The 20,084-nt window shown below is 39.1% G+C and carries 20 protein-coding genes; 5 read left to right on the plus strand and 15 right to left on the minus strand.

What is annotated here, in order from left to right:
* The first annotated feature begins 5 nt into the window (after positions 1-5).
* The 3 genes from JG738_RS04340 (at position 6) to JG738_RS04350 (ending at position 3,199) form a co-directional block, all read left to right on the plus strand.
* Positions 6-1,124: a toxic anion resistance protein gene (locus JG738_RS04340; protein WP_201338531.1), complete on the plus strand. Its 1,119-nt coding sequence runs from the start codon at positions 6-8 to the stop codon at positions 1,122-1,124.
* Positions 1,111-2,166: an SPFH domain-containing protein gene (locus JG738_RS04345; protein ID WP_201338532.1), complete on the plus strand. Its 1,056-nt coding sequence runs from the start codon at positions 1,111-1,113 to the stop codon at positions 2,164-2,166. Before JG738_RS04340 ends, JG738_RS04345 begins: the two co-directional genes overlap by 14 nt.
* A gap of 109 nt (positions 2,167-2,275) precedes the next feature.
* Positions 2,276-3,199, plus strand: a complete 924-nt coding sequence (locus tag JG738_RS04350) for a hypothetical protein (protein ID WP_201338533.1) — start codon at positions 2,276-2,278, stop codon at positions 3,197-3,199.
* Here JG738_RS04350 and JG738_RS04355 read toward each other — a convergent pair.
* The 4 genes from JG738_RS04355 to JG738_RS04370 are packed head-to-tail and all read right to left on the minus strand — an operon-like array spanning position 3,182 to position 7,032.
* Entirely contained in the window at positions 3,182-4,036 is an 855-nt protein-coding gene (locus JG738_RS04355; RefSeq protein ID WP_201338534.1) for a lysylphosphatidylglycerol synthase transmembrane domain-containing protein, read from the minus strand. The genes JG738_RS04350 and JG738_RS04355 overlap by 18 nt on opposite strands.
* Positions 4,033-4,968 (minus strand): glycosyltransferase family 2 protein, encoded by a 936-nt coding sequence (locus JG738_RS04360; RefSeq protein WP_201338535.1) that lies wholly within the window; start codon positions 4,966-4,968, stop codon positions 4,033-4,035. The genes JG738_RS04355 and JG738_RS04360 overlap by 4 nt, the downstream gene beginning before the upstream one ends.
* Positions 4,934-5,608: a phosphatase PAP2 family protein gene (locus tag JG738_RS04365; protein WP_201338536.1), complete on the minus strand. Its 675-nt coding sequence runs from the start codon at positions 5,606-5,608 to the stop codon at positions 4,934-4,936. The genes JG738_RS04360 and JG738_RS04365 overlap by 35 nt, the downstream gene beginning before the upstream one ends.
* On the minus strand, positions 5,608-7,032 hold the full coding sequence (locus JG738_RS04370; protein WP_201338537.1) for a glycosyltransferase family 39 protein: 1,425 nt from the start codon (positions 7,030-7,032) through the stop codon (positions 5,608-5,610). The genes JG738_RS04365 and JG738_RS04370 overlap by 1 nt, the downstream gene beginning before the upstream one ends.
* Positions 7,033-7,082: 50 nt before the next feature.
* On the opposite strand from JG738_RS04370, the gene amrB reads away from it, so the two are divergent.
* A complete protein-coding gene (gene amrB / locus JG738_RS04375) occupies positions 7,083-7,877 on the plus strand; it encodes an AmmeMemoRadiSam system protein B (protein ID WP_201338538.1) in 795 nt (264 codons plus the stop codon).
* Here the strand turns inward: amrB and truA are convergent.
* Genes truA through glmU form a run of 6 tightly spaced genes read right to left on the minus strand, consistent with a single transcriptional unit; the run spans position 7,874 to position 13,646 of the window.
* A complete protein-coding gene (gene truA, locus JG738_RS04380) occupies positions 7,874-8,599 on the minus strand; it encodes a tRNA pseudouridine(38-40) synthase TruA (RefSeq protein WP_201338539.1) in 726 nt (241 codons plus the stop codon). The two genes, amrB and truA, sit on opposite strands and share 4 nt — an antisense overlap.
* Positions 8,599-9,615 (minus strand): LptF/LptG family permease, encoded by a 1,017-nt coding sequence (locus tag JG738_RS04385; RefSeq protein ID WP_201338540.1) that lies wholly within the window; start codon positions 9,613-9,615, stop codon positions 8,599-8,601. Before JG738_RS04385 ends, truA begins: the two co-directional genes overlap by 1 nt.
* On the minus strand, positions 9,599-10,426 hold the full coding sequence (locus tag JG738_RS04390) for an A24 family peptidase (protein WP_201338541.1): 828 nt from the start codon (positions 10,424-10,426) through the stop codon (positions 9,599-9,601). The genes JG738_RS04385 and JG738_RS04390 overlap by 17 nt, the downstream gene beginning before the upstream one ends.
* Positions 10,426-11,103, minus strand: coding sequence for a polyprenyl diphosphate synthase (uppS, locus tag JG738_RS04395; protein ID WP_201338542.1), 678 nt, complete (start codon positions 11,101-11,103; stop codon positions 10,426-10,428). Before uppS ends, JG738_RS04390 begins: the two co-directional genes overlap by 1 nt.
* On the minus strand, positions 11,096-12,355 hold the full coding sequence (gene coaBC / locus JG738_RS04400; RefSeq protein ID WP_201338543.1) for a bifunctional phosphopantothenoylcysteine decarboxylase/phosphopantothenate--cysteine ligase CoaBC: 1,260 nt from the start codon (positions 12,353-12,355) through the stop codon (positions 11,096-11,098). The genes uppS and coaBC overlap by 8 nt, the downstream gene beginning before the upstream one ends.
* Positions 12,345-13,646: a bifunctional UDP-N-acetylglucosamine diphosphorylase/glucosamine-1-phosphate N-acetyltransferase GlmU gene (glmU, locus tag JG738_RS04405; protein WP_201338544.1), complete on the minus strand. Its 1,302-nt coding sequence runs from the start codon at positions 13,644-13,646 to the stop codon at positions 12,345-12,347. Before glmU ends, coaBC begins: the two co-directional genes overlap by 11 nt.
* Positions 13,647-13,702: 56 nt before the next feature.
* Here glmU and trmA point away from each other — a divergent pair, with 56 nt between their 5' ends.
* Positions 13,703-14,785, plus strand: a complete 1,083-nt coding sequence (gene trmA, locus JG738_RS04410; RefSeq protein WP_201338545.1) for a tRNA (uridine(54)-C5)-methyltransferase TrmA — start codon at positions 13,703-13,705, stop codon at positions 14,783-14,785.
* On the opposite strand, the gene ychF is transcribed toward trmA, so the two are convergent.
* From ychF to JG738_RS04435, 5 genes are all read right to left on the minus strand, one after another.
* The gene (gene ychF, locus JG738_RS04415) at positions 14,775-15,872 is read right to left on the minus strand and encodes a redox-regulated ATPase YchF (RefSeq protein WP_201338546.1); all 1,098 of its coding nucleotides are present in this window, start codon (positions 15,870-15,872) and stop codon (positions 14,775-14,777) included. The genes trmA and ychF overlap by 11 nt on opposite strands.
* Before the next feature lie 263 nt (positions 15,873-16,135).
* Positions 16,136-17,602, minus strand: coding sequence for a leucyl aminopeptidase (locus tag JG738_RS04420; RefSeq protein ID WP_201338547.1), 1,467 nt, complete (start codon positions 17,600-17,602; stop codon positions 16,136-16,138).
* Complete coding sequence (locus JG738_RS04425) at positions 17,599-18,294, minus strand: DedA family protein (RefSeq protein WP_201338548.1); 696 nt, start codon at positions 18,292-18,294, stop codon at positions 17,599-17,601. Before JG738_RS04425 ends, JG738_RS04420 begins: the two co-directional genes overlap by 4 nt.
* Before the next feature lie 8 nt (positions 18,295-18,302).
* Entirely contained in the window at positions 18,303-19,502 is a 1,200-nt protein-coding gene (gene trpB / locus JG738_RS04430) for a tryptophan synthase subunit beta (protein WP_201338549.1), read from the minus strand.
* The gene (locus JG738_RS04435; RefSeq protein ID WP_201338550.1) at positions 19,502-20,038 is read right to left on the minus strand and encodes an adenine phosphoribosyltransferase; all 537 of its coding nucleotides are present in this window, start codon (positions 20,036-20,038) and stop codon (positions 19,502-19,504) included. Before JG738_RS04435 ends, trpB begins: the two co-directional genes overlap by 1 nt.
* Positions 20,039-20,084: the final 46 nt, after the last annotated feature.

Genomic DNA, 20,084 nt, shown 5'->3' on the forward strand with positions numbered 1-20,084 from the left:
AGGAGATGCAAAAAGATATCAAAGAAAAAATTGAGCATGAAATTGTAAAGCAAGATTCTTCAATCTTACCACCTTTAGAAGAGAGTGAGCAAAAGACGATTGAAGAGCTTAAAAAGAGTCTTGATTTTACTAACCGCAATGCGGTGATTACATTTGGTGTAGAAGCGCAGGAGAAACTTGATGAAATTTCAAGTGCTATGATTGAAGGTGTGAAAAATAAAGATCTTGAAGAGGCTGGTGAGACTCTTAATAAGATGGTGCTGACTCTTCGTGGTTTTAATATAGAAAATCTCAAAGACAAGGAGCTTCCATGGTGGAAGAAGCTTATTGGCTTTACGTCACCAATTGCAGAGACGTTACAGCAGTATGAGGAGGTAAAAGACCAAATAGAGCTTATTACAAATGATCTTGAAAAGCATAAAGCCAAGCTCATGCAAGATATGGTAGCGCTCGAGAAGCTTTATGAAGCAAATTTAGACTATTTTAGAAAGCTTGAGCTCTATATCAAAGCTGGTGAAGAGAAGATCAAAGAGCTTGATGAAAAAATCATACCAAAGTTTGAGCAAAAGGCCAAAGAGGGTGAACTTCTCGATGCACAAAATCTGCGTGAAATGAAAGAGTTTCGAGATGAGTTAGAAAGAAGAGTGCACGATCTCAAACTCTCTCGCCAGGTTGCTATGCAAGCACTTCCAAGTATCAGACTCATTCAAGAAAACGATAAAGCCCTTATCAATAAGATTACTTCGACTCTTGTGAATACCATTCCACTATGGCGCAATCAGCTTGCACAAGTTGTCACAGTCTATCGCAGTAGAGGAGCTGCAAAATCTCTCAAAGCATCAGCAGACCTTACCAACGAACTCTTAGAAAAAAATGCCGAAGCACTGAAGATGGCAAACAAAGAGGTCAAAGAGCAGGTAGAGAGAGGTGTCTTTGATATTGAAAGTATCAAAAAGGCAAATCAAACTCTTATAGAGACGCTCCATGAATCGATGCAGATTGCAGATAAGGGCAAAAAGCAGCGTGAGCTTGCTGCAAAAGAGCTACAAAAGTTAGAGAGCGAACTCAAAAGTGCGCTTATAGAGATGAAAAAGAAAAAAGAGGCGGATAATGGGACTTTTTGATTGGCTTCGTGGGCAGTTTATCGATGTTATAGAGTGGCTTGATGATAGTGGCGATACAATAGTCTATCGCTTTCCAAGACATGAAAATGAGATTAAATATGGAGCAAAGCTTATTGTCAGACCCGGGCAAAAAGCGATTTTTGTTAATGAGGGGCAAATTGCAGATGTATTAGGACCTGGAACGTGGGAGCTTGAGACTAAAAACTTGCCAATTTTGACAGATTTGCAGCACTGGGATCATGGGTTTACATCTCCTTTTAAAGCCGAGGTCTACTTTGTAAGTACTAAGCGCTTTGGGGATCTCAAGTTTGGTACTAAAACCCCTATTATAGTAGAAGATCCTAAGCTAGGACCTGTGCATCTTAAAGCCTTTGGAACCTATGAGATTCGCATCAAAGACCCCGCTAGACTTTTGCGAGAACTCTCGAGTACCGATGGGAATTTTACAACTGATGAGATAGAGAAGTTTTTAGGAAATCTCATCATTGCAAAACTTCCAATAGTTCTTGCAAAAAGTAATATTTCAGTTTTTGATCTTGCAAAGCACTATGATGCCCTTGGAGAGAAGATAAAAGAGCTTTTGCAGCCATATTTTGATGAGTATGGAGTATCATTAGAAAAAATTCTTTTACAAAGTGTATCGCTTCCAAAAGATCTGCAAGAGGCGCTTGATGTTAAGGGGGCGCAAACAATTCTTGGTGATATGAATGAGTATCTTAAGTATACGAGTGCTCAAGGATTAGAAAAGGGTGGAAGCGCTGCAGATATGGTGGGACTAGGTGCAGGATTCTATGCAGCAAAAGAGATGTTTGAGGATAAAAAAATAACTCCTCCACCATTGCCACAAGAGTACTATTACGTTGCTATTGAGAATAAGCCTATTGGCCCTTTGAGCAAAGATGCACTGCAAAAGATGATAGTGCAGGGTGAAGTAAAACCAGATACACTGCTGTGGCAAGAGGGCATGGAGCAGTGGCAAAAGGCAGGTGAAGCAGTAAAAGATCTATTCAAAAAGACTCCTCCACCATTAAATGAAAATTGAAGTTAAAAAGTTAGATTGTCCCTCCTGCGGGGCAGATTTGAGATGTGAGTGTGAAAAATTATCTTGTGCATATTGTGGCTATGCAGAGAAGGTTTCTTTGCAACCCGCTATGCCGCGCTTTGTTCCAGTCTATCAAGTAGAGCCAAAGAGTGAAGCAAAGGAGTATCAGTGTGTAAGTTGTGGAGCTGTCTTTTCTACTGATAGTGTAGCCACGCTTTGTCCCTATTGCGAGACTGCACTTATTGGAGAGTTTATCAACGCACTCCAACCCTATACTCTCATTCCTTTTACAATGTGTAAAAAAGAGGCAAAGAAGCGAATAAAAAAACATATTCGCTCTTTATGGTTTGCCCCAGATGATTTTATAAAAGATTATCGCAAGCATAAAGAGATTCGACCTTACTACTATCCTCTTTGGCTTTTTAATATGGATGTGAGCGTAGAGTATGAAGGTAGACGTGGAAAGTACTACTATATTACGAAGACGCGCTATATCAATGGAAAACCTGCGCAGGTGCAAGAGCGTAGAACCAGGTGGTATCCAGCAAGTGGAGTTGTCAATCTACAATTTTATAATATATCAGTTGGTGGATATAAATTTGCTAGCAGTATGCTAAGAGAACTGCGATTTGAACTGACTTCTTGTAGTGGCGTAGATAAAAAATGTCTTAGTGGTATAGAAACTAAAGAGTTTGATATAGGCAGTAAAGAGGCTACTATACTAGCACACACTTCACTTCATAGTGCCATTCGCAGAGCTATCAGGCAAGATATCGGAGGCGATACACAGCAGATTATTTCCTATACTCCATACTTTTATAATGAAGAGATGAGCTACATTCTTGTACCAATTTACCACTTTAGCGTTAAATTTAAAGGCAAAGAGTACAACTACTTTGTCAATGGGCAAAGTGGTGATGTAGTAGGGGAGAGACCCTATAGCTGGATAAAGATATTTTTCTTTGTACTGTTTGTACTTTCTCTTATGGGTGGTATACTGTATATTTTGGAGAGGTTAGGGTGCCTTTCTTAGTGGTTTATGGATAAAGAGTATGCCAATTGCACTGGAGATAAGTGTAATGAGAAAGAAGAGAAAGCTCATAGCAATCCCTGTTGAGGGCTCTTTGCCTATAATTTTGAGCCCATAGAGAAATGTAAACTCCCTCGCTCCCACCCCACCAATAGTGAGAGGCAAAACTGCTACAATGCTTGAGATCAAAAAGAGTGTCAAGTAATCTACCATTTCGCTCTCTACATGAAGCGCTTTAAGAATTGTGTAAGCACTTGCAACTTGCAAGAGCTGCACAAGTAATCCTAAAAGAGTAGTAGCAACGATATATGTCATAAATTTTGCAAAGAGCTTTTTATGAAGAATGAGAAAAACGGGATAGGCTAAGAGTGCTGTTGCAATTGCTAAGAGGTTAAGTAGTTCAGAAAACTTTGCAAAACTGCTTCCAAGCCAAAGGAGTGCAGCCAAAAAAAGAAGTGCCACAAGACCGCTGAGGCGATCGAGGAGTGTGGCTGCTACAAGATTTTTGTATCCGCATTTGTGATGAGTTTGTAAAAGATATATCTTATACCCATCGCCTCCTATGCCTCCTGGCAAGAAGAGATTGTAAAACATTCCCACATAGTAGAGTCGTAGAGCCTCAAGTTGGCTAAGATTTACACTAATATCTTTAAAGTAGTAGTTGAGGCGCACTGAGCTGATGATCTTTGAAAGGTTAAAGAGCACAAAAGCTGCAACGAGCCAGAGAGAATCGCTTCTTTGAATGATCTGGAGCAGCTTTTTTGTATCGATTTGTGAAAAGACAAAGAGTAATAGCGCGAGAGAGAGCGCTATCTTAATGAAGGTTTTGAGTTTTTTCACTTATGCCCTTGGTAGATCTCTTTAATAACATAGGGCTTTTTATTTTGTGATTCATAGTAGGTACGCATCATAATTTCAGCAAGAAATCCAGTGGTAATAAGCTGAATACCTACAAGGGTGAGCATGACTCCAAGGATAAGGAGGGGTCTTCCTCCAATATCTTTGCCAAAGAGCTTGAGAATAAAAAGGTAGAGATCTATAAGTGCTCCAATTCCAAAAGAGATAAATCCCAGTGTCCCAAAAAGGTGCATCGGTTTTGTACCATACTTTTGGAAAAAGAGCATGAGAAGAAGATCGCTTATTACCTTGAAGGTTCTGCCAATGCCATATTTGCTCTGCCCATGAATGCGCGGATGGTGGCGCACATTCATCTCTGTCATTTTGGCACCATAGAGTTTTGCGAGTACCGGTATAAAGCGGTGAAGCTCTCCGTAGAGTCCAAGATTTTTTGCCACATCTTTTTTAAAGAGCTTCAACGTGCAGCCATAGTCTTGCAGATATACTCCTGTACTTTTGCGGATGATCCAATTAGCAATTTTGCTTGGGATTTTACGCAAAACCAAGCCATCTTGACGATTTGCTCGCACACCTGCAACCACATCCCACCCCTCTTTTTCCATCTTTTCAAGCATCAACGGAATATCTCTTGGATCGTTTTGTAAATCACCATCAATTGTAGCTATTACATCTCCTGTTGCTGCGTCAATCCCAGCAGCCATAGCAAGACTTTGGCCAAAGTTACGGCTAAAAACCAGGAGCTTGGTACGCTCATCTGCAAGTTCTTTGATTCTTTGCACCGTATTATCAGTCGATCCATCATCTACGAAAATGATCTCATAATCAAGTCCCTCTAACGCTTCGCGTAAAGCCTTAAAAAGTGGTTCAATATTATCCTCTTCATTCATTACTGGTATTACTACCGATAGCTTCATCATTTTTCCTTTCAAACATTAAAATATATACAATATATGAGACTCCAAAGACTACAACAGCGCTGCATACAATGTCACTTAAGAAATGACCTCCCTGTATTATTCTAACAAATCCTACAATACTTCCCCATAGCAGTGCCAAAAGAGCAACCAAATAGCGTTTTTTTGAGCGAAAGAGTGGAACAAGAGCTAAAAAGTAAAAAGCTGCAGCAGCGTGTCCACTAGTAAAAGAGCAGTTTTTCTTGCACTCATCTGCTATAACTCCAGCTGGTGTGAATTTTTTTGAACCGCCAAAATAGTGAATTTGTGAAGGTCTTGCTCTGCCAAAATGGTTCTTGAAAACAACATTGACTAAAAGGCCAGGACCAAGGAGTAGTGAAAGAAGTAGATAAATAAGAATTTTCTTTTTGATAATCTCTTTTTTTGTCACTATTTCAAATAGAAGAAGTCCAAGAGTGCCTATTCCAAAAATTGCTGTAATGATGATTGTCAGTTTATAGATAGTTTTTGCAAAAACTGTATCTTTGAGATAGAACCCGTTATGATAAAAAAAACTACTTACTGTCAAATCGATTTGTGGATAGAGATAAAAGAAAAAACAAATAGCTAAAGCAGTTAAGAAGATAAACAGGACTCTCACTAGTAGCCTTTAAAATTCTCTAAATAGTAAACATTGTAGTGGCGGCTATAATCTTTATAGAGAGGTATGGTAATAGTTGCTATTTTTGTAACTTTTGTAAAATATTTTGCTGCTTCAGTGGCGTCTTTTTTTGTGATATAAAGAAAGTTTTGAGAAAGATGATTATTGAGATCTGTAGTTAGATGATATTGGCTTCCAATAGTTTGTTGGGGGTTGAACATGACTGCATCAAAGGGATGAGGTTTGAGATAGTAGATCATCTCTGCCATGGTGGTACGATCATCAAAAAGAAGTTTTATACCGGGATATTTTGCGATGATAGGTTGCAGTTTTTTGGCCAGTTCTTTATATCCAAGGACTCTTTTATAAGGATCTGTTTTGGATGTTAGTTCAATATGGAGCGCTTTTGTAATATCATGGTAATGATATAAGATGAAAGCGAGTAAGAGATTGATGACAATACCTGTATAAAGTACTCTTCTATGGTGTATGAGATATGCTGTTACCAAGATAGTGGCAGCTACATAGGTAGGAGCAGCCCAATTCGCCAGTGCTTTAGAAAGAAAAGCTTGTAGAGTGATAATGAAAATGAAGGGCAAAGAGAAACAAAAAAGGAGGGTATAGCGCTTTTTTGTTATAAATTTGAGCATATATAAGAATGTTGCGAAAAATACCGGGCCAAAGACGAGAAACTGAGCTGCGAGAAACTCAAAAACTTTTTGAAAGTGGAAGTGGGAGTTTTTTTCTATTCCACTGAGATTTTTTGTATGTACAAAAGTGATATATTGATGCTCCATATTCCATATAAGATTTGGAAAATAAAGAAGTGCCGCACCAATGATAGTGAGATAGAGTTTTGGATTGAAAAGATGCTTTTTATAGCGGGGATCGAGAAAGAGGTATAAAAAGACGCTTAAAACAAAGAGGATCATTGTATATTTGCTAAGAAGTCCCGCTCCGGCACTTATGGCAGCAAGAATCCAGTAGAGAGTTTTATCGGTATTAATGGCTTTAATAAAAAAGTAAAGAGTCATACTCCAAAAGAGAAGCAAGACCACATCAGTAGAGATAATGAGAGAGCTCATAGAGACTGCTGGGAGAGTAATAAAAACAATACCACTCCAAAAGGCAACTTTTTTATCAAAAAGCTCTTTTGCAATGAGGTAGACAAAAATAGATGTTACAGGATAAAGCAGAAGTGCAGGGAGTTTGATACAAAATTGGCTATCTCCGCACAGATGTGTAAAGAGTGCAATGACCCATGCTATCATAGGAGGTTTGGAGTAGTATCCAAAAGCGAGTTCTTTACTCCATCCCCAATAGTAAGCCTCATCTACATAGAGATCGAGATTTGAATGTAACAAAATAAAAGCTCTATAAAATGTTATAATCAATATTATAAAGAGAAAGTTTTTAAGATTCATCTATACCTTTCGCAAATATAGATGCAATTATACACAATTGGAGGTAAATAATGAAAAGAGAGGCAAGTATTGCTGGAGCTTTCTATCCAGCAGAGTGCGGACAGATAGAAGCGATGATTGCACAGTTTAATTCTATTTTAGATAGGGCTTTGAGAGATTCGGATATTTTTTCATTGCGTCCTCGAGCGATAGTTGCTCCTCATGCTGGATATGTATATAGTGGTTTTACAGCAAATGTAGCTCACAGACTTTTGCCCAATGCCAATCCAAAAAGAGTTGTTGTTATCGGGCCAAGTCATAGAATCTATTTTGATGGAATGAGTGGAGCACTCTATGATACGTATGAGACACCTTGTGGAGAATTGCAAATAGATAAAGCTTACACTCAGCATCTCATAGAGCTCTTTGATTTAAGCTTCGTACCTCAGGCACATGCAGAGCACAGTACAGAAACACAGATGCCATTTATTCAACACTATATGCCAGATGTGAAAGTAGTAGAGTTTGTCTATGCTGATATGGATCCACAAGTTTTGGTTAAAGTTTGTGAAGCAGTTTTAAGCGATCCAGATAATGTCATTGTAATAAGCACAGATTTGAGTCACTACTATCCTTTGAAGCAAGCAGAAGTACTTGATATGCACTGCCTCAAAGCAGTACACGATCTTGATGTGCAAGAGCTTCATAATGGTTGTGAAGCTTGTGGTAAGATAGGGCTTGAAGCAATTATTTTGGCTGCAAAAAATATGCAGCTTTCTTCACGCATCCTCGACTATCGCACTAGTGCTGATGCGAGTGGCGATGAGAGTGCTGTTGTGGGGTATATGAGTGCAGTTTTCTTTTAATAAATGACTCTGCACAGATAGAGGCCAGATGGAGGAGCGAGGGAGGTACTGAAACGCTCCTTTGCCTCTAATTGTATTTTAAGCTGCCAAAGAGAGAGGAGTTCCTGGTCGATTTTGAGTAAAAAATCGACCATCATGCGAATTTGCGCACGTAAAAAGCCGTTAGCTTCAATATAAAAGACCATATCATCTTTATGTTCATAGAGGGTAGCTTTATAAATAGTGCGGATACTACTTTTTGTATCACTGCCTGATTTCATAAAAAAGCGAAAATCGTGCTCTCCTTCGAAGAGTTTGAGCACTTCTATGAGGATAGATGTATGAGATATCTGATGATAATGCTTGTATGCTGCAGTAAATGGAGTGAGAGGCTTTTGTGAGAGTATATAGCGATAAGCTCTTCTTTTAGCACTATAGCGTGCATGAAAATTTTGATCTACTTGTTGCAAAGTGCGTATCTTTATGTAAGGAGCAAGGTGTCTGTTGAGGTATGTTTGGAGTTTTGTAAGATTGTTCCAGTAAGAGGGTATGTCAAAATGGATCACCTGTCCAGTTGCATGGACACCTCTATCTGTTCGACCACTTCCAACTACTTTACTCTCAATGCCAACTTTTTTGAGGGCATGGTAGAGATGTGAGGATATTGTGTTGGTGGTATGTTTTTGGCACTGATATCCCATAAATCTACTGCCATCATATGCTACAACAGCTTTGATACGCATTAATACCTCTTTGCTACGAGTTTATGAAAAAGGAGTGCTCCTATACCAAGCCAGAGAGGCAAAAAAAGTAGAGCATAAAAAGTAAATGCTTTAGCTAAAGCAAATGCTATACCAAAAAAGAGCGCCATAATTCCAAGTGTAGCTATGAATACTCCTTTACGCTCAAAGCGGGGATTGCCAATTCCAAGAATCCCTGCATAAAAGAGCGAAAAGAGTGGAAAGAGGCTAAAGAGTACAAAAAGTGTAAAATCAAAAGCTCTTTTTTTACTTTTTAAAGATATAAGCCAATAGTCAAGAGGGTTAGTGTAGTGAAAAATTTTTCCTGTGCCCGTATCGTATATTTTCATCTTTTCAAAATGGATCTCTTTAAGCTCATTTTTTTCATAGCTATAAGCGTTTCCGTTGTGAAGAAGTAGAGCAAGGCCATCCTTTTCGTTAAAAAGACGTGCATTTTGAGCTAGAATGAAATTTTCCCTTCCTTCAAAGTTGTGATTATAAAGAGTAACATTGTGATATATCTCTTTTTCTTTGTTGCCAATAAAAAGATACCAATCTCCAAACTTATGTCCAAATTCACTTGGTTTAATATTGAGTTTTGCTTGTGCCCGTTTATAAACGATGAAGCCTTTGAAGAGCTGCTTGGCTTGTGGCATCAAAATAAGAGAAAAGATAAGCATAAAGAGTGATAAAATAGCTGCAAGTTTGCCTAAATGCTTAATAATTTGATAAGGACTTATGGCTAGGGAAAAGAGCGCTACCATCTCATATTCAAAACTGAGTCTATGCATCATCGCTATACTGGCTGCAAAAAAGACTACAGGGAGTGTAAAAAAGAGAATTTGGGGAAATGTAAATATATAGAGCTTAATGAGCTCAAAAAATGAGAGTTGTAAAAGAGCAGTGATAGATACAAGTTTGATAAAAAATATCAAAGAAGCTATACCAAAAAGTGGTACAAAAAATGCAATAGTGGAAGAGAAAAATTGGTCGTTTATATATCTAGAGAGTATACGCATCCAGCCACTCCGAAATCTCTTGGCTAAAGAGATATGTCAAGAAGAGTCCAATAGCCAGAAAAGGTATAAATGGTAACTCTTTGTGATTTTTACTTACGCGTGAGTAGATAGATGCAGGAAGAGCAATAAGCGCTGCAATGAAAAGTGTAACAAGTGAGAGCTTTAATCCCACCATTGCACCTATAGTGAATCCTACAATAATATCCCCTTCTCCCATTGCCTCTATCATGATATATTTGGGATAGAACTCTTGCAGCCATGGAGTTTGTTGGAATCTTTTTTGAAGGTGAATCTCCTCTTTTTTACTTACATAGTAACTCACAACAAAGCGGAGCATACTTAGTCCACCAGCGACTAAAAGAGCATTTTGAAGATTATCTAAAATCTCAGGAGAGCTCCATAGCGCTAAGAGGGCAGCTAGGAGATTAATGCTATCAGGGACAGCTTTATAGCGCAAATCTATTGTTGAAAGTGCTAAAAGTAGCGCAAAAACAAAAGCTGCTACAACACTATAAATGCTTAAACCTTTGAAGGCTAAAACTAATGCAAATATACCACCTGTTAGCAGCTCAATGAGAGGATACTGGAGACTTATAGGTTCTTTGCAGTAGTAGCATTTTCCTCCTAAAAGGAGCCATGAAATAAGGGGAATATTATGCCACCATTTAAGATTTTTTTTACATTTAGGACAATGGCTTGCAGGAAAGATGATACTTTCTCCTTGAGGGAGGCGTAAAATAACGACATTAAGAAAGGAACCTATTAATAAACCAAAAATGAAGCCGCCAATGATAATAAAAGTTTGTTCCACTAAATTCCTCCAAAGCGGCGGTTGCGTTGTTTGAACTTCGCTATGAGTAGATCGAGCTCTTGAGGTGTAAAATCTGGCCAATATGTATCAGTGAAAAAGAGTTCAGCATAGGCTATACGCCAAAGCAAAAAGTTCGATATCCGCTTTTCTCCTCCGGTACGAATAAGCATATCTACATCGCCAAGTTTTGCATCGAAAAACTCTTCAAAATTCTTCTCATCTATCTCTTTACCACTTGCGCATGCTTTTTTACAAGCGCGTATTATCTCATCACGCCCGCCATAATTTAGAGCCAAAACTTGTATAAGTTTTGTATTGTTCTTTGTAAGCTCTTTTGTATATGCGATGCGCTCTTGGAGTTTGGGAGAAAATTTACTGATATCACCTATTACTTCAAAGCGGACGTTTTCCTTTTGGTATGTTGGTAGCTCCTTTTGCAGCCAGTTATCTAGGAGTTTCATCAAAAACTCCACCTCTATCTTTGGTCGTTTCCAGTTTTCAGTGCTGAAGGCATAGAGTGTAAGAATCTCAATTTCTGGGTTGTTGGCGCAATATGTGGTAATTTCACGTACAACCTCTGCACCCTTTTCATGTCCTTTGATACGTTTGAGCCCTCTATTTTGTGCCCAGCGCCCATTTCCATCCATAATAATGGCAATATGGCGTGCTCTATTCATCAAGATCCTTTACAATCTCAGTGATATCGAGAGCTAGTTCTAACTTCTCTTTGAGAGGACTTTTAATTGTTTTCTCTTTGGTGATATAGATAATCTGATTTTTATCGCTTCCGAACTTTGTAGCACCTTTGACGAGATTGAGACAGACTGCATCGATATTTTTTGACTCTAGCATAGCTTGGGCATTTTCTAAAGCACTCTCTTCATTCATTTCTGCTTTAAAGCCAACTGTTTTAATACCCTCTTTGTCAATTGAAGAGAGGATATCGATATTTTTAACTAGCTCCAGGCACCACTCCTCTCCAATCTGCTCTTTTTTGAGTTTGCCTCTTTGAGGATATTTTGGCCGATAGTCGCTCACTGCTGCAGCCATGAAGAGGTAAGGGGTCTTTTGGATGAGTTCTGGTTGTGTGAGATCATTGATGAGATCTGGTTTTTTGACGATGCCTCGCTTTGCTACTTTGATGCGCTCTTGTAAAAACTCATACATCTCTTGAGCGCTTTCAACTTCATAAAGCTCTATACCTTTAGGAAGATTCTCACATGGCTTTGTAGTGATAAGCTCTACATGAGCTCCTTTGAGATAGAGAGCAGTTGCGAGTGCGCAAGCCTGCTTGCCACTAGAAAAGTTGGAGATGAAGCGCACATCATCGATACGCTCAATTGTACCACCGCCTGTAACGATTGCGTAGCGATCTTGCCAAAAACTATTAGCGAGCAGCTCTCTTGCAGTTGCATAAAATATATCTTCAATAGGAGCCAATGCACCAAGTCCCGTTGTACCACAGGCAAGCTCTTTGGATACAGGCTCTACAATCTTATAGCCATTGAGACGCAAGAGCTTGAAGCTAGCCTCAGTAAAGCGGTTTTTGTACATATTAGTATTCATGGCAGGTGCCAAAATTTTTATTTTATCAAAAGCGAGTGCAGTCTGCGTAAGAAGATTGTCTGCAATGCCGTTAGAAAGTTTGTTGATAGTATTGGCAGTAGCTGGTGCAATGACAAATATATCATAATCTTGTGCTACATGGATATGATTGTTGCGGTTTGTCCAATCTTCACTTTCTTCACACAAAACCTTCTGGCTCCCTGCTGCTTCAAATGTAAGAGGAGAGACAAACTTTTTGGCACTTGGGGTCATCACTACCTTCACTTCTGCTCCTGCTTTAATAAAGAGGCGCAAAAGCTCAACTGCTTTGTATATCGATATAGAGCCTGTTACTCCTAGGAGGATCTTTTTGTTACTGAGCATCTTTTTCCCCAAAAAATTTGTAATAAAAATCTTTTACGATTTTAAGTGGTGTACGGCTGATGGCAAGGCTTCCTTTTGTCACATTTTTTGTCACAGTCGTACCGGCTGCAATGATGACATCATCCTCTAACACTACAGGAGCTATAAGCTGTGTATCACTCCCTATAAAAACATTTTTGCCAATTTTTGTTTTGTATTTTGCTTTACCATCATAGTTGCAGGTAATTGTCCCAGCTCCTATATTTGTGCCTTCTTCAATCTCGCTATCGCCAAGGTAGCTCAAATGTCCAGCTTTGACACCTTTGAGGTGGCTCTTTTTGACTTCTACGAAGTTGCCGATATGTGTATCTTCGATAACGCTTCCAGGGCGAATACGCGCAAGTGGTCCGATGGTACTGTAACTTATCTGGCTCTCTTCTATTATAGAATGTGCCTTGATATGCGACTCTTTGATAAGGGTTTTTCCACGCAAAACGCAGCCATTTTCTACCTCACACTCACCCATAAATTCCACATCGACTTCTACATATGAGGTTTGAGGCAGACGAAATATTACTCCCTCTTGCATCCAACGCTTTTTGATGCGATTTTGCATAATCTCTTCTGCGCTAGTAAGGTCTACTTTGGAGTTCACTCCTTTGAAGTTCTCTTCATTGACAAAGAGGGGTTCAATTGTGAGATTGTCTGCTCTAGCTAATGCAATAATATCTGTGAGGTAGTACTCTTGTTGTGCATTATCATTGGAGAGTTTTGGAAGGTACTTTTCTAAGATCTCTTTTTTAAAAAGATAGACCCCAGCATTGACAGTACAGATAGCGAGCTCCTCTTCGTTTGCATCCTTTTGCTCTATGATCTCTTGCACGCTTCCATCACAGATTTTTACTCGTCCATAGCCACTTGGGTCAGTTAGCTCAATCACACTCATCACTATATCAGCATCACTTTGCGTGAATTTTTCCAATTCACTTGCTTGTACAAGAGGCATATCACCATTGAGCACGAGGATTTTGTCACCTTTAAAGCTAATGTCTCGCAATGCTCCACCAGTACCTGGATAGTTCTTGTGATCTTGCAAGACGAAGTGCAGATTTTCAAACTCTTTTTCTAAATACTCTTGAATAATATCGGCTTTATGGTATAAAACAACAGTAATATCATTACTTATCTTTTTTGCTTCTTTGACAATATGCCATATCATTGGACGGCCGCTGATTTTATGTAAGACTTTGGGAAGATTACTCTTCATTCTCGTACCTTGACCAGCGGCAAGGATAACGATACTGAGCGACATGAAAACCCTTTAAGATATAATTTTGTTTATATTATCGCAAAAAGGCTAATAAATCGATGAAATGTGACTATTTTAGTATATGCGGAAGTTGTAAAATCTACCCAGATTATGAAGAGCAACTGCAACGAAAAAAAGAGCAGTTTATCGAGCTCTTTGGAAAAGAGCCAAGAGTTTTTACTTCACCTTCTGAGCATTTTCGAGCACGTGCAGAGTTTCGCATCGTTGATGGTAGCTATGCTATGCATAAACTAGATGGTAATGGACTTGTTAAAATCGATAGCTGTCCAATAGTTTTAGAGCCTATCTACACCCTTATGCCAAAGATTCTTGAATTTATCAAGCAAAGTCCATTGCTTATTCAGAGGCTCTATCGCATCGACTTTTTAAGTGGACTTAGCGGTGAAATGCTCATTACTCTTGTCTATCACAAAAAAATTGATGAAGAGTGGGAGGAAGAGGCTAGGAAAATCGCCCAAGTGTTTGGGATAAATATAGTCGGACGAAGTAGGGGAATCAAGCGTGTAATTGGCAATGAATTTATTACTGAAGAGCTAGAGATAGAGGGCAAAAAATATCTCTATTATCACTATGAAGGGAGTTTTACCCAGCCAAATCCCTATGTAAATCAAAAGATGATTGCGTGGGTGATGCAGATAGCTGGAGAAAATAGAAGAGATCTACTGGAGCTCTACTGTGGAGCAGGAAACTTTACTATTCCTCTCTCGTACTGTTTTCGCAAAGTATTAGCTACAGAAGTAAGCAAGACAAGTATCAAAGCAGCAAAAGAGAATTGTGTACTCAATAGTATAGAAAATATCGAATTTGTAAGACTCTCTAGCGAGGAGGTAGCACAAGCTATGAAAGGAGTCAGAGAGTTTCGTAGGCTTGCTCATCTAGATCTAGCAAGTTATGATTTTCAAACGGTCTTTGTTGATCCTCCACGCTGTGGCCTCGATAGTGCTACAAGAGAGCTCGTGAGAGAGTTTGAGCAGATTTTATATATCTCTTGTAATCCCCAAACACTGCATAGAGATTTGCAAGAGTTGCAAACAAGCCATGAAGTAGAGCAGATGGCTCTATTTGATCAATTCCCCTACACATCCCATATGGAGTGTGGGGTAAAGCTTGTTAGACGTTAAAGCGAAAGTGCATGACATCGCCATCTTGGACGATGTAGTCTTTTCCTTCTAGGCGCATTTTACCAGCCTCTTTGGCTCCTTGCTCGCCACCATATTGAATAAAATCTTCATAGCTAATGACTTCTGCGCGGATGAAGCCTTTTTCAAAATCACCATGAATCACACCTGCAGCTTGAGGAGCAGTCCAACCCTTTTTGATAGTCCAGCTTCGCACCTCTTTGACACCAGCGGTAAAGTAGCTAATAAGCCCTAAGCGATTAAAGGCTGTACGTATGATCTTATCAAGACCGCTTTCTTGCACACCCATCTCATTTAAAAGCTCTTTAGCCTCTTCATCGCTGAGTCCTACAAGTTCCTCTTCAAGTTTTGCGCAAAGTTTGATAACATCAGCACCAGTTTTCTCTGCATACTCTTTTACTTGTTTGACATATTCATTATCTTCAAGCATACTCTCTTCATCCACATTCGCACCAAAAATTACCGGTTTTGCGCTGAGGAATCGCAGCTCTTTATTGAGCGTTTCAAATGCTTCATTTTTACTTGCAAATGTACGCACAGGTTGTAGCTCTTCAAGATGCTTTTGCAGCTCTTTTGCAATATCTAAAAGTGGAGCAATTTTTTTATCTGCTTTTGCCTGCTTTTGGAGTCTTTCGATCTTTTTCTCTAACTGCTGGAGATCTGCAAAAATGAGCTCAGTCTCAATTATTTCAATATCTCTAATTGGATTGACATCACCTTCTACATGCGTAATGTTGCCATCTTCAAAGCAGCGTACCATGTGGAGAATCATATCAGTTTCGCGGATATTGCTCAAAAATTGATTGCCAAGACCTTCACCTTTACTAGCACCTTTAACAAGTCCTGCAATATCTACAAAGTCGATTGTAGAGTGTTGAATACGCTGTGGATTAACAATTTTTGCCAATTCCTCAAGTCTTGGATCTGGTACAGGAACGACAGCTTTGTTTGGTTCTATTGTACAAAAAGGATAGTTTTGTGCTTCAGCATTTTGTGCTTTTGTCAAAGCATTAAAAGTAGTCGATTTTCCAACATTTGGCAGACCTACAAGTCCGACACTTAGTCCCATTCTTTTCCTTCAAAAATTTTTTGCGATTATAGCATACTCTCGAAAATTATTGAGCGGTAGAAGTTTTGTGATACTGACTAAATAGAGCGAAACAATTGTAAATTTTAGCAAAGAAAAAGCGTTAAAAAGTGCACTTAACCCGTAGGGCAGCGAAGCTGTTTGTACTTTTTAGCTTTTTTGTAGCGTTAAAAAATTTACACTCTTGTTAAATCTATTTAGTCAGTATCAGTTTTGCTAGCACTCAAAAGAGAGCTAGCAAAATGTTATGGGTGTTTTTTATTATAAACAAACTCTTTTTGCAGCCATTTTATAACCATACGTACACCTGCTCCACTTGCTCCATAAGGATTGTATCCCCACTCTTTTTCTACAAAGGCTGGACCTGCAATATCAAGATGGAGCCACTTATCTCTTTTGTTGTCTTCGATAAATTCACGTAAGAAAAGTGCTGCTGTAATAGCTCCACCATAGCGAGAAGAGCTTATATTGCAAATATCAGCGATATTTGATTTAAGAAGTTTTGGCAAATAGCGATTAAATGGAAGCTCTCCTGCTAGCTCACCACTTGCTTTTGCAGCTTCGAGCATGCTTCTTTTAAGTTCATCACTCTCACCCATTATTCCAGTGGTATATTCGCCAAGAGCAACTACACAAGCTCCGGTAAGTGTGGCCATATCGATGATATAATCAGGCGCAACTTTTTCTTGTGCGTAGCAGAGGCAGTCTGCTAATACCAAGCGTCCCTCTGCATCAGTATTGCGTACTTCGATAGTTTTGCCATTTTTAGCAGTGAGTACATCATCAGGTTTATAGGCATTGCCGCCTATCATATTTTCAGCAAGCCCCAAAATTGCATGGAGTTCTACTGGAAGCCCAAGTTTTTTTGCTGCTAAGATAATTCCTAAAGCTGCACTTGCTCCACTTTTGTCCGCTTTCATGGTAACCATATAGTCGCTTGGTTTGAGGCTTAGACCACCACTATCGTAGGTGAGACCTTTACCTACCACTGCAATTTTTGCTTTTGCATCTTTTGGTTTGTAAGTAATATGTACAAGTCTTGGAGGATTGGCACTTGCACGTGCTACAGCCAAGAAGGCGCCCATTTTTTCATCTTCGAGATCTTTTTCATCCAAAATTTGTATATCAAGATCTTCATCTTTTGCGAGTTCTTTTGCTAACTTTGCAAAAGTTTTTGGATAAATCTCATTTGGAGGTGTATTGACAATATCTCGTACGAGGTTGGTACTATGGGCTACGATGGTAGCCTCTTCGATACTTTTCTTTGCATTTTCTAGAGTAAATGACTTGTCTGCATACTCTTCATTTGCTAGAATGATCTCTTTGAGCCCTTTTTCTTCTTTTTTACTTTTGTACTTATCAAAGCTGTAATTACCTAAAATTGCACCCTCTACAAAAGCTTTGATATTAGTAATTGGGCAGTTTTGGATATAGACTCCAGCTTTTGCTTTTTTGAACTCTTTGCCTTTGAGTGCTTTGACAGCTTTACTTGCAGCTATGCGAATCTCATCATGATCAAGCTTTGCACCTATATAGAGTCTCCCTTTTTCAGGAAGAAATGCCATCTCTTCTACTTCGCCTTTAAACCCTAATTTTTTAAGTTCCTCTTTATCTTTTACCCATTTATGATCGAGATTTTCGTCTATTACAAATATTATTTCAATATCCGCTTGTATTTCATGTAGTTTTTTATCTTCTATTTTTATTTTCATTTACTCCCCCTTATGAGTTTTTTCTCTGTTACCGTATGGAGATAGTAGTAGATACTACCTGCAATTATAATAGCCAGCGGCAATGCATAGTACCAGTGGTGTTTTGCCCAGTGCACAATTGCTAAGATCTCTTCGCCAAAAATATATGCTGGAATGATTGTCATAGCTGCCCATACCATAGCACTAATAAAGTTAATAAGTGCAAACTGTTTTGCACTGTAGCGTGTAAGACCGATTGCCATTGGTATGATTGTGCGCATACCATAGAGGTAGCGTTGTATGAAAATAACAGGCCATCCATATTTTTTGAGTAGCAAGTGTGCAAGTGCAAATTTTCTGCGCTGCTTTTTCATGAGACTATGGATATAGTGTTTATTAAATCTTCCAATATAAAAGTAGATCTGATCTCCTACAAAACCACCTAGGCCAGCAACAAATATGGAGAGCCAGAGGTTCATATCACCTGTATGGCTTAGTACTCCAGCCATCACAAGGCCAGTTTCACCCTCCATGATGCTCCAGACAAAAAGTATAATATATCCATACTCTTTGAGAAGAAAGATAAACTTCTCTTCAAGATTAGCGCCTGGAGCATGGTAGAGTTGATAACCAAGATAAGCAATAAAAAGAAAAACACCTGCCAAAAGGAGCTGTATGAGCCAATCTTTATTTTTATCAAAAAACTTTCGCATTCTCTTCCTTAGTCAAAATGGAGCAGTGATTTTGCTTGCACCATATCTTTATCACCCCTACCACTGAGGTTGACAATAATGAGCTTATTTTTAATATCTTTCATCTTTTTAAGATATGCAATAGCGTGGGAGCTCTCAAATGCTGGAATGATACCCTCTTTTTGGCTGAGCCATACAAATGCATCAAGCGCCTCCTGGTCGGTGATTGCATCATACTGCACAACTCCTTCATCTTTAAGAAAACTATGCTCTGGTCCAATTCCAGGATAATCAAGACCTGCACTGATTGAGTGAGCCTCTTGGATCTGCCCCTCTTCATCTTGCAAAACATAACTCATCTGTCCATGGAGCACTCCAGGACTTCCTTTAGCTAAACTTGCTCCATGCTTGTTGGTATCAAGCCCTAAACCTCCAGCTTCTATTCCTATGCACTGTGTCTCTTCATCATCTAAAAAGGCATTAAATATTCCCATAGCGTTGCTTCCGCCACCAATACAAGCGACAACGTAATCAGGAAGGCGGTTTTCGCTCGCTAATATTTGCGCTTTTGCTTCGTACCCTATAATCCCTTGGAAATCTCGTACCATCATAGGGTAGGGATGAGGGCCTGCTACTGTACCGATGACATAAAAGGTATCTCTTGCATGTGTCACCCAGTGACGAATTGCTTCATTCATTGCATCTTTGAGTGTACGTGAGCCATTTTTGACTGCATGTACTTTTGCTCCTAAGAGTTTCATACGAAAGACATTGAGTTCTTGACGTTTTACATCTTTTTCACCCATAAATATCTCACACTCAAGTCCAAAAAGAGCTGCCATTGTAGCGGTGGCAACACCATGCTGTCCTGCACCTGTTTCAGCAATCACTTTCTTTTTACCCAGGCGTTTGGCAAGGAGACCTTGTAAAATGGTATTGTTAATTTTGTGCGCACCTGTGTGGTTGAGATCTTCACGTTTGAGATAGATTGTGGCTCCAAGCTCCTTGGAGAGGTTTTGTGCATAGTAGAGTGGACTAGGCCGTCCTACATAATTTTCAAGATAGTAGCGTGCTTCTTTCCAAAACTCCTCATCTTGGCGAATCTGTTTGTAAGCTTCTTCAAGCTCCAAAAGAATTGGCATGAGAGTTTCTGGTACGTATCGTCCTCCATGGATGCCGAAGTGACCAAACTCGTCCGGATCAAATCTGCTTGGTTTTGGTATGTACATTATGCTATCTCCAATACACTATAGAAATTTGTATGCTGTTTTATCTTCTCTTCTCCATGGAGAAATGCAAGGTTAATAATAAAACAGGCCTCTAGGAGGTTTGCTCCAACTTTTTTAATAAGTTTTGCAGCTGCTTCTGCTGTGCCTCCGGTAGCTATAAGGTCATCTATGAGGAGTACGCGTGCATCTTTTTTGTCTCTAAAAGCATCGATATGTATCTCTATCTCATCTACTCCATACTCTAAAGCATACTTTTCGTCTACTGTGGTATAGGGGAGTTTACCCTTTTTCCTTACTGGTACAAAGCCAATACCCAGTCTTGTAGCGAGAGCAGCACCAAAGATAAAGCCACGGCTCTCAATTCCAGCTATAAAGTCAAGATTATACTCTTTGTAGCGATTTTCTAAATGCTCCATGAGCATTGTAAAAGCTTGTGCATTATTAAGAAGTGTTGTAATATCTTTAAAAACTATTCCTGGCTTTGGAAAATCTGGAATATCACGAATGGTGGAGAGAAGATACTCTTTATCAATCATTTTTTCCTCCAAATAAAATAATCTTTATACCTATCAAAATAACCAT

The organism is Nitratiruptor sp. YY08-26, from assembly GCF_016593215.1.
Classification (GTDB): Bacteria; Campylobacterota; Campylobacteria; order Campylobacterales; family Nitratiruptoraceae; genus Nitratiruptor; species Nitratiruptor tergarcus.